The following is a 15,444-nucleotide window of genomic DNA, read 5'->3' as shown; positions in this document are numbered from 1 at the left end:
TACACTTTGGGGATGATACCAATTCTTACTTAAAATCACCTCTTTAAAACCGTTCTTTTTGCACTATATTTCAAAAGAAAGATACAACCATAACTATAGTTATGGTTGAACTTTATTCTTCATTTATTACAAAAATATTCAATTTTCATTATCGGTACTTTTAAATAAGAATTGAAATAAAAAAATCATTTTAGCTAAAATACTAAAATGATTTTTGAAATTATATATTTGAACTGATTTATAAGAATCTTAATAATCAAATATGTCACCGAAATTGAAAGTTAAAGAAAAACGTAATGTGTTTTCCAAAGGATTATTAACATCTGATGAGTTTATCAAGTAGGACATATCTAAGTTTAAACTTTTAAATTTAAATCCGGCTCCTAATGTAAAATATTTACGAGCTCCTTTCAATTCATTTTCGTTAAAATATCCAAGACGAAGTCCCAACGTATTGTCATACATATATTCAGCTCCCAATGCCCAAGTAAATTCTTTAAGTTCTTCACTAAATCCGTTTGGAGCATCTCCAAAAGAACTGAACATACCACTTAAAAAGCTAACGTCATCATCTTTTCCTTCTAGAATTTCTCCTGTTGAAGAATCTCTAATTGGTGGCGTAGGTACTAATAATTTATTAAATTCAAGGTTGGTTGTTACTGAGTTCATATCATCTAAGATAAATTCAAATCCACCACCTAATTTTAAATTGGTTGGTATAAAACTTTCTCTTCCTCCATCAGATAATGTGACTTTTGGACCAATGTTAGAAACATTAAATCCACCACGCCAAATACCATTAAAATTACCGTAATTTTTTTCTGGAGATTGATAATAACCAGCAACATCAACGGCAAAAGTATTTACAGTTTTTAAGTCAGAATTTTCAACTTTTAAAGCATAATCAGAACGAATGTAACGTACACCAACAGCTAACGCGAACGTTTCGTTTAGTTTTAAAGAGTACGAACCATCAAAAGATAATTCGTTAGGGTTTTCAGTACCTATTGGGTTTCCACCTGTATCCGTTAAATCTATGGTTCCAAGAGAAAAGTATTTTAAACTGGCACCCCAAGCACTTTGTTCATTGATTTTATTTGAAAAAGTTAAACTACTGACAAATACATCATTCGTTAAGTTACGTAACCAAGGGGTATAGTTAACACCTACTGCGAACTGAGTATCCGAAAAAGCAAATTTTGCTGGGTTATGATGTTGAGAATTGGCATCAGGTTTGGTAGCTACACCAATATCACCCATACCTCCAGCACGAGCGTCTGGTACAATTGTTAAAAATGGAGCGGCCGTTGTTATCGGATTTGGTTCGTCTTGTGCGTTAGCTACATGTAAGCATAAAAATGCTATAAGTAGTAAAAATGAGTTTTTCATCAGAATAGTTAAGTTAGGGATTTTGAACATTTTGATTTTACTGTAAAATGACAAGTTTTTCAAATTTTTCGTTTTTAGTATTTGTTAATGTCGATTTAACATTGAGTTTATAAATGTAAACCCCTTTTCCAATTTTATTACCAAAGTCATCTAAACCATTCCATGATATGGAACGTGATAGATTTTCAGACTGTACGTTTTGGTTAATTGTTTTAATTAGTTTACCAGAAACTGTAAATATCTGAACTTGAACCTCTAAGGGTTCATTTGGTTTATTGTGATTAAACCAAAACTCTGTATAATTTATAAAAGGATTAGGATAATTAAGAACGTTACTCAATACCAAATCGCTGTTATCTACTACAACAAAATTTAACGTTGCTTCTGATGAATTATTGTATGTATCCCAAACTTTAAAATTTAGGGTATGTAAACCCGGTTCTAAATTTCGAAAAGGGAACTTTACTTTTCCTGTTGTAAAGTCGTCTAGTTCTGTTTCATAAAAATCATTTAAGATGTATGGATTGGCCTGATCTCCATCTAAAATAGCAACAATATCGTGGTCAACTGCAGTAATTGAAGTATTGATACCTGAACTATCTTCTAAAATGGCAATTAAATGGGGTGATTCGCTTGTGTTACCTCCATCTGCAAAAGATTCATCATCCATAAAAAGTTGAATGATTGGTCCAACATTATCTTCAGGTGCATTTTTATCAATACCACCAATAATAACCTCTTGATTTACGCCACCTTTGTCAATAGCATCATTGTTGGCGTATAAACTGATTTTAGATTTTCCGTATGCTATTCTAATGTCTTTCGGTACAATAAAATCAAAATTAAAAATACCATTTTTTATGGAAGCTCTTCCTCTAAAAATTTTACTTTCAATAGCATCAAAAGACAATTTGTTACCAAAATTATTATTGTCTAAAGTGATACGGTCTACCGATTTATCATAAATGGTTGCAGACAACTCACCATTAAAATCGGTTAAATTATTTCCGAGAGCATCTTTAACAACTCCTTCTAAACTTATTTTAGATAAGGCTTTTAGCGTATCAGTTGTTGAGGTGATGTTTTGTCCGTTTAATTTAGTAAGCTCAATACTTGGTTTTGGACGGGCAAGTTTCATAGCAGGATCACCTAAATAAAAAACAAATAAACGTTGCGTGGTATTTGGAGCTGTTGGGTCATTTTTCATGGCCATCATAGCTTCAGCAATAGTATAATCTTCTCCGTTGAATCCAAAAAGCTTTTTGGTTAGTATATCATTAAAGCGTTGCCCAACACTAATAAAAATTTCACGTGTTGTCGTTATTAAACTTGTGGCACCTCCGTAAGGATTTAAGAAAACAAATTCGCCAGCAGTAGGTCTAAGTGGGTTATCAAATTTAGAAAACTCACAAGTAACAGTTATAAATAGCGGTAACTTGTTGAGGTTGTTCCAATCATTTATAGCTGAGTTTTCTAAAATACGCTCGTTAGCCCAACCATCTTCCCCACCATGTCCGAAATAATTTATTACTAAAGAACCTGTTTCAACAGCGTTATTTATGGCTTCGTTTACATCAGGATAACGTTCTCCTCCAGCAGAAGTTTCCTGTACATAGGCATCTGCATAAATTTTTGATAAATTATAAATAGGTCGTCTGTTTTTAAGTGTATCGGCTAATTTTTCTACGGTTTCTTGAAGAATAAACTCGCTGGCCACATCTGGATCATCAGCCACTAAAGTGATTCTATTACGCCAATCTCCAAAAGATTCTGTGTTATAATAGTTTAAGGTTTTATCAACTGTAGTTTTGGCTTCACTTACTGTTGATATAGGAAACCTTCCAGTAGCTACATCTTGATTATCAGCATTGCTTAATTCACCTTCATCATCATCCATCATACCATAATAATCATCCGTAACATAAGAACGTGCCAAATCAAAACTTTCTAAAGATTGAAAAGAAGGTACAATATTATTGTTATCATTAATCCGATCCTTAAAATCATAAGAAGCATCGCCAAATAAACAGACATACTTAATTCTGGTTTCTTCAGTAGATGCATTTCGATACAAATGTCTTATAAAATCGCGAATCGACGTTAAATCAGGTGAGCCAGAACCAAATTCATTATATATATGGTCTAAATTGATCACTTGAACCGTTAAATTGGAATGTTCTCTGTGATATGCAGCTAATCGTTCCGCTTCGTTCATTAAAAAATCTTGAGTAATAATTACATAATCGATATCTTTTAAAGCTTGTAAGTTTTGATTAGGTATTTTGCTCTGCTTAATCATTTTAGGTTTGTAATAATCATTTTCGTTCAGTACGATAAACTCTTCCAATGAACCTCCGAACGAATTAAAACTAAATTGATCTGAACTGGATAGATTATTAATAATTTTTGGATTGATACCGTCTGTAACAATCCACACTTGATCGATATTCGTATTGTTTTCTATTTGATAATTATATAGCGTAGAATTTGATTGGGATTCAAAATTTCTAAAGGAAAATTGTTTACCATTTGCAATTAGTTTTTTAACACCTATTAGTTCTACATAATCTAGATAGGCTTTTGCCGAAGGGTTACCATTATTATTATAAGTAATCTCTACTGCTATAGTTGAGGTACTCGCAGATGTGCTCTGTGAACTTTCACGAGGAATGGCAAGTGTTAGATTACCTGACGTTGAGGGTACTGCCGGCAAGCTAATATTCATTAAATTCTGACCATTCACTTTTACATCAAATGAAGATGCCGTAGAAGATATGGCTACACCTCTTACTCTTATAGTAATTGGTTGTAAAATGTCTAGGTTCTCAAATTGAAATATTTTCGTTGTAGTATTTTCAAAACTTAATTCTTTACCAAACCATTGTTGTCCATTGGCAAATAAATTTGTTTTATCGTTTTCAATGAAATCATAATCATTATATGTAGTAATTGTTTCGGTTGGGGTAGCTAAAATATCAGGAACGTTAGTTATTCGTTTACCCAAACCATTATCAATGGTTAAGAAATAATAAGCATTATCGCTATATATATTATTAATGTGTTTAGATTGGGAAGGTTGTGATGGAATGGTATTCCAACCATGTGGTCCGATACCATAAAAGAGGATATAATCATTATTATCAAATCGATTATCTTCTTCACCATTTACAAAAATTGCATTTTCTTGTAATCCGTCATATCTGAAATCTGCATTTTTTTGAGGTAGTAGTTGTCCACCATTTCCAAATATCCTGATATTTTTAGGGTTAATATCAGTCGTGTTTACACCTAGGTTTTTTAAAAATTGATTATCTATTTTAAAAACACCAGTAGTATCAATTGAAAACTTGTACCAAGTACCTTCAGAGAGGATAGAATTTTTAACCACCGACGCTTTGGGGGAATAAGATTTTGTATTAGATATAACATTTCTATCAATGTTTTGCGAATAAACAAAGAGAGGGGCTATATATAATAGGTGTACTAAATATCTAAAATTTTTTTTCAAATGAAATGACTTCATATATAAATTAAAATGGCTCGCAAGATAATCATACTTATTTTATATTAAGCATTAATCAAATCTAAACAGGATAGAGCTTGTTTGGACGGTTTGTTTTAAATGCTTACAAATTTAAATAGAATTAATATCATATTTTATAACACAACATATAATAAAGAAATAAAACAATCGTTATACTAGCATTAACAGGCATAATGTGTCAAAAAAATACACCCCTAATGCCGAATGATTCAACTCTAAAAGAATAAATTAAGAAGTTTAAATATGAGAAGGTATATCGGAAACAAAGTTTTGTTAACAGTATTAGTAGCTGCTACTTTAATAAGTTGTGGTAAAAAGTCCAGAACACATTCTGAACTTACAGGTTGGAAATTTAATGATCCAACTTATGGTGGTTTTACAGCTAATACAAACTATGCTGGTCAAAAAGTTCCACCAGGAATGGTACTAATAGAAGGAGGTACATTTACCATGGGTAGTGTAACTGATGATGTAATGTTCGACTGGAACACTACACCAACAAAACAACAAGTACGTTCATTCTATATGGATGAAGCTGAGGTTACAAACTTAGAATATTTGTTCTATTTACAATATTTAGAGAAAGTATACCCTCCATCAGATGATAGTTATAGAAAAATTTATCAATCTGCTTTGCCAGATACATTGGTTTGGAGAGATGCTCTTGGTTTTAACGAGTTATTAACTGAAGCATATTTACGTCACCCATCATATTCTGATTATCCAGTAGTAGGTGTGTCTTGGTTACAAGCTACTGAATACTGTAAATGGCGAACCGATAGGGTTAACGAAAAAATATTAATGGATAAAGGTGTACTTAAATCTTTATTTGATATGGATTCGGTTACTGTAGAAGGTAAAAATAGATTTGACACAGGTGCCTATTTAGCAAATCCTGATTTGTTATTTGATGGTAACGAAGATATTTATGGAAAAGGTCTATATGATCCAAATGCTCAAGTAAAGAAACAAAGTAAAAAAGAAAGAAAAGCAGCAAAAAATGCTGATGATGCTTCTGGAGATGATGGTGAAAAATTATCAAGAAAAGATAGAAAGTCTAAAAAATCTGATCAAGGTTTTACAGGTCGTCACGTTAAAACGTCTGATGGTATGTTAACACAACGTTTTAGATTGCCTACTGAATCCGAATGGGAATATGCTGCAAAAGCTGAAATTGAAAATAGAGAATATAATACTATTAGAGGTAGAAAAAAATATTCTTGGAATGGTTCAACAACTAGAGATGATTCTAGAAGAAGAGGTGGTGACCAATTAGCAAACTTTAAACAAGGTAAAGGTGATTATAGTGGTTTAGCAGGATGGAGTAATGATGGTGCTGACATCACAATTAGAGTAAAATCTTATGATTCTAATGCATTTGGACTGTATGATATGTCAGGTAATGTTGCAGAATGGGTAGCTGATGTTTATAGACCAATAATTGATAACGATGCAAATGACTTTAACTATTTTAGAGGTAATGTATTTAAAAAACCTTTAATTGATGAAGAAGGTAAGGTAGTTGTTGTTGATTATAACAGCATAGAGTTTGATACTTTAGATAATGGTAAAATTGTACCTAAAGATTTGCCAGGAAGTATTAAATATGTGCCAATTACTAAGCGTGATGCTTTTATGAGACCTAATTATGAAAAAGCTGATAATATTTCTATCGGTGATGGAGATATGGCTTCAACTAAAAATTACTATCAAGATGAGGAAGATATGGAAAATCAACCAAGAATGTATAATTCACCTAAAACACCAAAACAGATTGGAGAAAGTGGATTAATCATTCAACAATATGATACAAAAACTAGGAACACTTTAATTAGTGATCAAGCTAGAGTATATAAAGGAGGTTCTTGGAAAGATAGAGCCTATTGGTTAGACCCAGCTCAACGTAGATATTTGCCAGAGTATATGGCTACAAATTATATCGGATTTAGATGTGCAACTGACAAGTTGGGTGCAATGTCTTACAAAAGAAGACGTAAGGAACCACAAAGATAAGTCTTGCTATAGAATAAATAATTAAAACTCAATACATTTTGTATTGAGTTTTTTTTTAGTTTTAACCCATGAAATGCCAAAGTTAAAATTAGGAAAACAGTCAAAGTGATAATTATGGTATTCCATCTGACTATAAAATTAATATACATTGACGCATGAATATTTCAGAACTCTATAAAATTTATAAACAGTCCTATCAAGTTTCTACAGATACTAGAAAAGTAGAAAGAGGTTGTGTCTTTTTTGCTTTAAAAGGTGATAATTTTAATGGTAATAAATTTGCCGAAGATGCTTTAAAAAAAGGAGCAGCTTTTGCCGTTGTTGATGAAGCTATTTATCAAACAAAACCAACTATTATTTTAGTAAACGATGTTATGGCAACGATGCAGGCATTAGCTACCTACCACAGAAAAGAACTTAATATACCCATCATTAGTCTAACAGGAAGTAACGGTAAAACCACCACTAAAGAATTGATTAATGCTGTTCTTTCTGAGAAATACAATACAACAGCAACAAAGGGTAATTTAAACAATCATATTGGAGTACCTTTGACACTACTTTCAATGACCCCTAAAACTGAAATAGGTATCGTTGAAATGGGGGCGAATCATTTAAAAGAAATTGAACTTTTATGTAATATTGCCCAACCCGATTACGGTTATATTACGAACTTTGGAAAAGCACATTTAGAAGGGTTTGGTAGTATTGAAGGTGTAATAGAAGGTAAATCAGAATTGTATACCTATTTGAAAAATAAAAATAAAACTGCTTTTGTAAATGCGAATGACCCTATTCAATTAGAAAAATCAGTAACTATAAACCAAGTTACATTTGGTGGGAACAATAGCGATGTTCTTGTTAGTTTTGTAGAGGCTAATCCGTTTGTTCATGTTCAATTTAATAATGAAATTGTAAAAAGCCAATTGATTGGGGCTTATAATTATAATAATATTTCGGCGGCATTAGCTATTGGTAATTTCTTTAAAGTGAAAAGTGAAGATAGTATTAAGGCCATAGAGAATTATGTACCAAGTAATAATCGCTCTCAAATAATACATAAAGGATCTAATAAAATTGTTTTAGATGCCTATAATGCTAATCCGAGTAGTATGGAAGTTGCTTTAGAGAATTTATCCAATTTAACGGATTCTCATAAAATTGCAATTTTGGGCGATATGTTTGAACTAGGAAAGACTGCTGAAGCTGAGCATCAATTTATTGTTGATTTGTTAAGTAAACTTTCAATATCAAAAGCATATTTAATTGGAGAGAATTTTTATAAATGTAGAGCTAATGAAGATAAAATTCAACTTTTTAATTCTTATGAATCGTTTAAAAAGCATTTTTCAACTCTCAATATTACGAATGCAACACTACTAATTAAAGCCTCAAGAGGTATGGCTTTAGAGCGAGTGTTAGACATTGTTTAACCTTACTTTTGTTTTAATAAAAATTCTTTAAAAGCGTTCCAATAATTTTCATGACCGTCATTCTTTTCCCATAAGGCTTTAGAACCGTGGTATCCTTTTAACTTAGGCTTAAATTGTGTAATTAAGTTTGGCTTAACTTGACTTAATAGTTTTTCCACAGGTTTGATTTCTCGTTTAGAAGACGTTGCAAATACAGGGATACTTATTGATTTTATAGTTTGCTTTAATTTTATACCTGTTAAATATTCTCCGGGGCTAAAGACAGCAATAGCTTTTGTTTTTGAATTTTCACTACCAATCCACAAAGCTAATGAAGCAGAGTAGGAGCTACCTACTAAAATAACAGGTTGTTCGCCATTTATTTTATACAAATAATCTATAGCGGCCTCAACATCTTGTTTGGCTCCAGCATAACCAACATTTCTTAATTTATTATTTGCATCAATTGCGGTTTGGTTAACAATTCCGTTTATTTCTTGACCAGAACGCTGATCTATTGCCATGCAAGAAAAACCTAATGCATTGAGCTCTTTCGCAGTATTTAAATATTCACCACGACTATAGCCTGCCTGATGACATAACAAAACTGTTGGGGGTATGTTTTCTAAAAAGTAAGTGTCAGCCGTAATAATTACAGAATCTTTGGCATAAAATGTAATCGTTTTAGAATCTAAACTAGATTCTTGGGCCGGAATATCTGATAAATATAATAGACCAATAAGTAAAATATAAAAACGCATAGTATAGATTTATGTTACCAAGATAATAAATTTAAATAACTAATTTTATTGTTCTGATTAACTATTTTTTTAAACTTTTTAGCACAACCTTCAGTACATGGATACCATAATTGTAGCTTATTTTCAATAAGCTTATAATTAATTTTATACTCAGAAGAATTACATTCGTTTTTTACAAAAATAATCTCAGTTTTATCATTAGATGAGCCAACGTTATTCTTTTTCGTATCACTATTTGTAGACCAAAAAAAACCATTTGATATGTTTTTTTTATTTTTAAAGAATTAAATAATTCCCTCACTTACAATAGGTTGATAATCATCACTACCATCTCTTGGGTCCCAATATTGTACAATCAATTTCCATTTTTCAATTAATTCTTCATTTTGTAATAATACATCCTCTTCTTTTGTACAAGAAGAAAGAATAGCTATTGTAAGTACCAAAAATATAGGTCGATTCGTTGTTTAATTTAGAATAATAGATGCTATTGGTCGAAAAAAGTTGCATACGAATAGTATTTTGGTTTATTTTAGATTTTATATTTAAACTCTAATCTAATCAACCCTGTATTATGAATAAAATCTTAATTATTTTATTAATATCAATTCTATTTATTTCCTGTAAAGACAAATCAGATACAGAAATATCGAAAAGTAAAATTCCGGTTTATGCATGGACTGGAGGTCCTGGTGAAGCTACAGATGCAGAACTTTTGACCAGTTTTAAAGGTTTTAAAGATCATGGTGTTGATGGACTAATGTATAATGGAGGTCAAAACCCAGAAACGTATAAACGGGTGGGTAAAATAGCCAAAGAAGCAGGTTTAGAATTCCATACGTGGATTCCAACAATGAGACAAGACCCAAACGATACATTAACCGCTGATTTGTTTGGTGTTAATGGGGAAGGAGATTCTGCCTTTGATAAACCTGTTTATGCAAAGCATTATACTTTTTTATGCCCAAATAAAGAAAAAGTAGTTGATTATTTAACAGACTTATATGGTAAGATAGCTGATGTTGATGAGGTTGATGGAATTCATTTAGATTATATACGTTTTCCAGATGTTATTTTAGCAAGAGGTTTATGGGAAAAATATGATTTAGTAATGGATAAAGAGTTTCCTAAATACGATTATTGCTATTGCGATAAATGTAAGGCTGACTTTAAAGAACAGTCAGGTATTGATATTAATGAAGTGGAAGATCCGTCACAGGTACAAGAATGGAAACAATTCAGATATGATTTAATTACAAATATGGTGAATAAAATTGCTGAGGTAGTCCATGCAAAAGGAAAGCAATTAAATGCAGCCGTTTTTCCGGGACCTTCATTAGCGAAAAAAATGGTGCGTCAAGAATGGGAAAAATGGGACTTAGATGCAATTTTTCCAATGAATTACAATGATTTTTATTTAGAAGATACCAAATGGGTTGGTGAAATGGTTAAAGAAGAGGTAGCGTCAGTTAATAACGCCAAACCAATTTATAGTGGACTATTTATAACACCATTTCCTAATGAAAAGGCAGAGCATCCAGATCCTGAAGATCACGGTGTCTCTCCAGAAGAATTAGTGGATGCTATTGAACAGTCTATGATAAACGGAGCTGCAGGTATTTGTTTGTTTACACCAGGTCGTATGACTGATGAGCACTGGAAAGTATTTAAAGAAGCTATTTATAAGGACTATACCAAACTGAAAATATTAGCAAATAAAAAACAGTAAGAAATTGAAACGAGGAGATTTGTATTTTTTTACAAAATCTTTTTGGGTACAATTTTTCTAGTCCATGCCTTAATACGTTTGACTGTTTTAACTTTATTATCAGGATTGAAGTCTGCAGTAGTTTGCCATGAATTTTCGGGTTTAAACTCAATTTCCATGCCTTTTAAAACATTGTCTGATATCTTTTTATTTTTGATAATTGCCAAACATTCTGTGTTAAGGTTAGCACTTCTAGGGTCTAAATTAAAAGTACCTATCACTGTTGTTTCACTATCAACTACCATTGATTTTGAATGTAAGCCAAAAATGGGTTTAAAATCTAACTTGGCTTGCAAATGGCCTGTCATTATTTTAAAACGCTCTTCAGCATCTGGTTTAAATTCATAGATTTCTACACCAGTTTCTAACAAGGCTTTTCTATCACGTTGATAACCATTAAAGGCTTCTAGATTATCTGTAGAAGCTAAACTGTTGGTCAAAATTCTAATTTTCACACCACGTTTTATGGCATTTTTAAACAGGTTACGACTCAACGCTGTAGTAATTAAATAGGGAGTTTGAATGTCTAAAGACGATTTTGCATTTTTTACTAATTTAATCAAGGCATCTGTGGTATATCCGCCACCACCTAAACCTTCAGAGCCATCATTTTTTCCAGGTGCATCAGAAATAAAGGCAACTTCTTTAGTCCAAACTAAACCGCCAGACTCTTTTATTTTTTTAAGGGTAGTGGGTAAATTTTCAATTTGTGTTCTTATCTGCGGCCAAAAATTATCGGGATTACATGCATATTGATGCAATTTTTCAAACCGATTAGGGTCGGTATAATTTTCGGGTAACTCCTCTGCTAAATTTTTAATTGGCACACTTAAATTATTATTCCAAAACTGTTCAAATGACTGTTCTACTTTTGGAGTAATTTTACCAAGTAGTAATACATCTCTATCCCTAAAGTTATATTCATGGTCATAATCAAAATATTCATCAGCAATATTTCTACCGCCTGTAATTACTACTTTACTATCAACAATAAAGGTTTTATTGTGCATTCTTAAGTTTGCAGATCTAAAGTCAGTTGCAAATTTTTTAAGTTTACTAACGATGCTTTTGCCTAAATTAACACCAGGATTATAGACTTTAATAGCAATATTTTCATGGCTTGCCATCATTAAAATATCTTCTAACTCTGCATCAACCATAATGTCATCAACCAAAATTCTAACTTTTACACCGCGGTCTGCTGCTCTAATCAAATAATCACAGGCTATAAGTCCTACATTATCAGTTGAAAATATAAAATACTGTATATCAATTGTTTTTTCAGCATTTTGTGTAAGCCAAGCCCTTGTGGTCAAAGATCCTCCACCATCTTCTAAAACATAAACACCAGTTTTAGTTTGCATTTCTTCCTCAATATCTGCTAATTCTTTAGAAAGGCTGATGCTATCTTTTCTATGAATGGTTTCGCAGAAGTTTTGACTACTAACTATTTTGGGAATTGGTTTTTTGCAATTGTTAAGTAATAGAATGAGTAGAAACGCTATTAGATAATGCTTTAAGTAATGGATATGAGTCATTTAGTTGTAATAGGAGATTGGTTAAAGGTATTATAGATCATCAGTAAAATGACCTCTGTGTTTTTCTTTTTCAAACTTACTTATATTATAAGTTGAAGACTTATTTTTAGGTATTGAAAGGCTTTTCCATTGTTTGCCTTTTATTAATTTACCAACATAAACGAGCTGACCTATATGATAAGAATAGTGACTCAATTGTCTATTAATAGCTTCTAGAGTAGTGTGGCCTTCGTTCCTGATATAAATAATTCGTTGTAAATCTTCCGCTTTTAAGTTACCAATTATAAGAAATAAACAAGCCCATCCCTTTTCCCATGCCGTTGTCATTTCGATTTTTGAAGTATAATTGTCCTCAAATTCTGTATCTCTATGTCGCCAATCTTTTTCACCATCTTCAGTGTGAAAATTAGTCCATCGAGACAACATATTGCCTACTATATGTTTTACAATAATGGCAATGCTATTGCTATCTTCATTGAGTGACCAATGTATTTCAGTATCACTAACTTGATCAAAAGTCTTATCGCCTAAACTTTTGTAATAACTAAATTGTTTTTGAATACTGTCTATATAATTTTTGTTCATATTGATGTGAAAAAAAAAGTCCTCACTATGAGGACTCTAAATTTAATAAAATAATATTAGTTATTTTTTCTCAGCGGAAACAAACTTTATAGAACTTGTATTTACACAATAACGTTGTCCTGTGGTCTCCTTAGGGCCATCATCAAAAACATGACCTAAATGTCCATCACAATTTGTACACGTTATTTCCGTTCTGATCATACCAGCACTATTGTCTTTTTTAAAATCAACGGTTCCAGGAATCGCATCATCGAACGACGGCCAACCGCAGTGACTTTCATATTTACTACCCGATTTGAATAACTGAGCATTACAAGCTCTACATACATAAGTGCCTTTTTCAAAGTGTTTGGTATAGCCAGTGTCACCTGGTCTATCTGTACCTTTTAGACGCAATACATAATATTCTTGATCTGTTAATTCAGCTTTCCATTCTGCGTCTGTTTTTACAATTTTATCTTTATTGTCTGTCATGTCTTTGTTTTCTTTTTTTGATTTTTGAGCATTACTGGTACAGCTAACTAGTAGTGAAATAAATAATAAAGTGAATATACTTTTCATGTTTTAATTTTTGAGAAAATCTATAATTTTATGTATCGTATTATGATCCCTTAATATTTGTCGATGGCCTAGACCATTAGTAATTAATAATTTACCCTTTACTAAGTTTTGACGTATTTTATACGCAGAACTTACATCAACATCGTTGTCTTGCACATCATGTACTACTAATGTTGGGTTAGTCACACTTTTTGCACTTGTAATGGCTGCTAATGATTCAAGATCTACTTCAAATTTCGACCTAATTTGTTTTTTCATCAACGTTGCCACTTTATTTTTGAGCTTTAATTTTTGCACAAAAAGATCTAAAATTTTATTGTTTGAGGCTTCAATACCGATGATTGCTAGTTTATTTAAAAATTGTTTTTTAGCCAATGATGCTAATAAGGTAATTCCACCAAAAGAGTGGCCAATCGCAGCTTCAAATGGGCCAAATTTATCATTAATGTATTCAACGGTAGCAATACATTCAAGCATGTTAGTAGTTTTGCCCGAAGATAGTCCATGTGCGGGAAGATCAACACTAATGACCATCATTCCATTTTCAAGTAATTTATCGGCAACTTCGTAGAGTTGAGTACCCCGTCCGGCCCATCCATGAACTAAAAGAATTTTAGTTTTGGAAAAACCATATTCATATACATTTACATCTTTTTGGATCGATGGAATATTTATTAAAATGTTTTTTGCACTCTTTCGCATCATTTCTTCTCTTTCAGGAGTTTTAAATTTTGGAGGCGTGGTAAATAGTTTTATGGCAAAATTTGCAGCTAATTTGCTAGAAAATAATTGTAATGTTTTTCCTGTTCGAATTATAGAACTTGGTATTTCAAAATTGTTTTTTTTTGGCATTATTTTGGATTAATTACAATAAATATTCGCAAATACGAAGTTAATCATTTTTTGTATATTTATATTTGCATTCTTAAAACTTAAAAAAACAAGATGAAAAAAATTATTGCATTAACTATTGTAACCTTATTTTTAATTAGTTGCAGTACAGTGCCAATTACTGGAAGGAAAAGAGTAAACTTTGTAAGCGATGCTGAAGTATTACCTATGGCCTTTGCTCAATACAAGGGGTTTTTAGAAGAAAATAAATTGTCTACCAATGCTTCGAAAACTAAAGAAATTAAAGATATAGGTGCTAGAATATCTCAAGCAGTTGATCGATTTATGCGTGTAAATGGAATGAAAGCAGAAGCTGATAGTTATCAATGGGAGTTTAACTTAGTTGAAGATGAAACAGTAAATGCTTGGTGTATGCCCGGTGGAAAAGTCGTTTTTTATACAGGTATTTTGCCTATTTGTAAAAATTCCGATGGTATTGCTGCTGTAATGGGACATGAGGTTGCTCATGCCTTCGCTAAACATGGTCAAGAGCGTATGTCAACGGGTCAATTACAACAGTTAGGTGGCGTTGCAGTAGCTGTTGCAACTGCCAACAAATCAGCTGAGCAGCAACAAATATGGAATACTGCTTATGGTTTAGGTTCTCAAGTTGGAATTATGTTGCCATTTAGTAGAACTCACGAACGAGAAGCAGACAGATTAGGATTAGTATTTATGATTATGGCAGGTTATAATGGTGAAGAGGCAGCCGAAGTGTGGGTGAGGATGAGTGAACGTGCAGGAGGAGAGGCTCCTCCTCAAATTTTAAGTACGCACCCATCTAATGAATCAAGAATAGCCGATTTGAAGGCCTATTTACCTGAAGCAAGAGCTCATGCAAAAAAGTATAATGCGAAAGCATTGACAAGTGAATAAAGATGAATTGATTGATTGGTTTGGATCACTTAAAACTATATTTTATATCTAAAAAAATTTAGATTGGCAAGTAGATTTCCCCAATCTTTTAAAATTAGTAGTACAT

12 protein-coding genes are annotated in these 15,444 nt (G+C 32.0%); 4 read left to right on the top strand and 8 right to left on the bottom strand.

Annotated elements, in window-relative coordinates:
• Window positions 1-249: 249 nt before the first annotated feature.
• Window positions 250-1,389 carry a type IX secretion system outer membrane channel protein PorV gene (gene porV, locus D3P13_RS19860; RefSeq protein ID WP_117885090.1) on the bottom strand — a complete coding sequence of 380 codons (1,140 nt, stop codon included), beginning with the start codon at window positions 1,387-1,389 and terminating at the stop codon, window positions 250-252.
• Window positions 1,390-1,426: 37 nt separating this feature from the next.
• Complete coding sequence (gene porU, locus D3P13_RS19855) at window positions 1,427-4,897, bottom strand: type IX secretion system sortase PorU (protein WP_232829254.1); 3,471 nt, start codon at window positions 4,895-4,897, stop codon at window positions 1,427-1,429.
• A 279-nt stretch (window positions 4,898-5,176) separates the two neighbouring features.
• Here porU and gldJ point away from each other — a divergent pair, with 279 nt between their 5' ends.
• Both gldJ and D3P13_RS19845 read left to right on the top strand, forming a co-directional pair.
• Window positions 5,177-6,946 carry a gliding motility lipoprotein GldJ gene (gene gldJ / locus D3P13_RS19850; RefSeq protein ID WP_117885022.1) on the top strand — a complete coding sequence of 590 codons (1,770 nt, stop codon included), beginning with the start codon at window positions 5,177-5,179 and terminating at the stop codon, window positions 6,944-6,946.
• Window positions 6,947-7,101: 155 nt separating this feature from the next.
• Window positions 7,102-8,379 (top strand): UDP-N-acetylmuramoyl-tripeptide--D-alanyl-D-alanine ligase, encoded by a 1,278-nt coding sequence (locus D3P13_RS19845; protein ID WP_117885020.1) that lies wholly within the window; start codon window positions 7,102-7,104, stop codon window positions 8,377-8,379.
• Between the two features lie 2 nt (window positions 8,380-8,381).
• On the opposite strand, the gene D3P13_RS19840 is transcribed toward D3P13_RS19845, so the two are convergent.
• Together D3P13_RS19840 and D3P13_RS21980 are read right to left on the bottom strand one after the other, a co-directional pair.
• Window positions 8,382-9,119: a serine aminopeptidase domain-containing protein gene (locus tag D3P13_RS19840; protein ID WP_117885018.1), complete on the bottom strand. Its 738-nt coding sequence runs from the start codon at window positions 9,117-9,119 to the stop codon at window positions 8,382-8,384.
• A 284-nt stretch (window positions 9,120-9,403) separates the two neighbouring features.
• Window positions 9,404-9,565: a hypothetical protein gene (locus D3P13_RS21980; protein ID WP_157972973.1), complete on the bottom strand. Its 162-nt coding sequence runs from the start codon at window positions 9,563-9,565 to the stop codon at window positions 9,404-9,406.
• Window positions 9,566-9,693: 128 nt separating this feature from the next.
• Here D3P13_RS21980 and D3P13_RS19835 point away from each other — a divergent pair, with 128 nt between their 5' ends.
• On the top strand, window positions 9,694-10,848 hold the full coding sequence (locus D3P13_RS19835) for a glycoside hydrolase family 10 protein (RefSeq protein WP_117885016.1): 1,155 nt from the start codon (window positions 9,694-9,696) through the stop codon (window positions 10,846-10,848).
• Window positions 10,849-10,877: 29 nt separating this feature from the next.
• Here the strand turns inward: D3P13_RS19835 and D3P13_RS19830 are convergent, their stop codons facing one another.
• Genes D3P13_RS19830 through D3P13_RS19815 form a run of 4 tightly spaced genes read right to left on the bottom strand, consistent with a single transcriptional unit; the run spans window position 10,878 to window position 14,423 of the window.
• The gene (locus D3P13_RS19830; protein WP_117885014.1) at window positions 10,878-12,425 is read right to left on the bottom strand and encodes a phospholipase D family protein; all 1,548 of its coding nucleotides are present in this window, start codon (window positions 12,423-12,425) and stop codon (window positions 10,878-10,880) included.
• Window positions 12,426-12,455: 30 nt separating this feature from the next.
• A complete protein-coding gene (locus D3P13_RS19825) occupies window positions 12,456-13,010 on the bottom strand; it encodes a DUF1572 family protein (protein ID WP_117885012.1) in 555 nt (184 codons plus the stop codon).
• 60 nt (window positions 13,011-13,070) lie between these two features.
• Window positions 13,071-13,571, bottom strand: a complete 501-nt coding sequence (gene msrB / locus D3P13_RS19820) for a peptide-methionine (R)-S-oxide reductase MsrB (RefSeq protein WP_117885010.1) — start codon at window positions 13,569-13,571, stop codon at window positions 13,071-13,073.
• Window positions 13,572-13,574: 3 nt separating this feature from the next.
• Complete coding sequence (locus D3P13_RS19815; protein ID WP_117885008.1) at window positions 13,575-14,423, bottom strand: alpha/beta fold hydrolase; 849 nt, start codon at window positions 14,421-14,423, stop codon at window positions 13,575-13,577.
• 93 nt (window positions 14,424-14,516) lie between these two features.
• Between D3P13_RS19815 and D3P13_RS19810 the strand changes: the two genes are divergently transcribed.
• Window positions 14,517-15,338, top strand: a complete 822-nt coding sequence (locus tag D3P13_RS19810; RefSeq protein WP_117885006.1) for a M48 family metallopeptidase — start codon at window positions 14,517-14,519, stop codon at window positions 15,336-15,338.
• Window positions 15,339-15,444 lie beyond the last annotated feature (106 nt).

The organism is Aureibaculum luteum (assembly GCF_003449015.1).
Lineage (GTDB): Bacteria > Bacteroidota > Bacteroidia > Flavobacteriales > Flavobacteriaceae > Aureibaculum > Aureibaculum luteum.
This window is presented reverse-complemented; position numbering and strand designations above follow the sequence as displayed.